This is a genomic window from Pseudomonas sp. NBRC 100443 (assembly GCF_030268185.1).
In the GTDB taxonomy this organism is placed as follows: Bacteria; Pseudomonadota; Gammaproteobacteria; order Pseudomonadales; family Pseudomonadaceae; genus Pseudomonas; species Pseudomonas citronellolis.
Genome location: NZ_BSQE01000062.1, coordinates 1 through 570, shown reverse-complemented (window position 1 = coordinate 570; position 570 = coordinate 1). Strand labels below are relative to the sequence as shown.

Below are 570 nucleotides of genomic sequence, written 5' to 3'. Positions count from 1 at the left end.
GAGTGATTCATGACTGGGGTGAAGTCGTAACAAGGTAGCCGTAGGGGAACCTGCGGCTGGATCACCTCCTTAATCGAAGATCCCGGCTTTCTCATAAGCTCCCACACGAATTGCTTGATTCACTGGTTAGACGATTAGGTTGTTGCTCGGTTGGTTAGAGCGCACCCCAGGCTCTTGGATAGAGAGCAGGGTGAGGTCGACCTGCAGGGCCAAAACGATTGGGTCTGTAGCTCAGTTGGTTAGAGCGCACCCCTGATAAGGGTGAGGTCGGCAGTTCGAATCTGCCCAGACCCACCAATTGTTGTGGTGGTGCCTTGATCCGATGGGGCCATAGCTCAGCTGGGAGAGCGCCTGCTTTGCACGCAGGAGGTCAGGAGTTCGATCCTCCTTGGCTCCACCATCTTCCGCAATCGTCGTAAAGCTCAGACAGGAATGTTCGGTAGAACGAACCTTGCTGTCTGGTCTTTGTACCGGAACCGTTCTTTAAAAATTTGGGTATGTGATAGAAGTAGACTGAATGATCTCTTTCACTGGGGATTGTTCAAGTCAAGGTAAAATTTGCGAGTTCAA

2 tRNA genes and 1 rRNA gene are annotated in these 570 nt (G+C 51.4%); all 3 read left to right on the top strand.

The annotated features are described in order from the left end of the window. Positions 1–72 (top strand): 16S ribosomal RNA (locus QSJ95_RS32520); the annotation flags it as partial. A gap of 148 nt (positions 73–220) precedes the next feature. After that, positions 221–297 (top strand) — tRNA-Ile (locus QSJ95_RS32515). Between the two features lie 27 nt (positions 298–324). Then, positions 325–400, top strand: a tRNA-Ala gene (locus QSJ95_RS32510). The last annotated feature ends 170 nt before the right edge of the window (positions 401–570 follow it).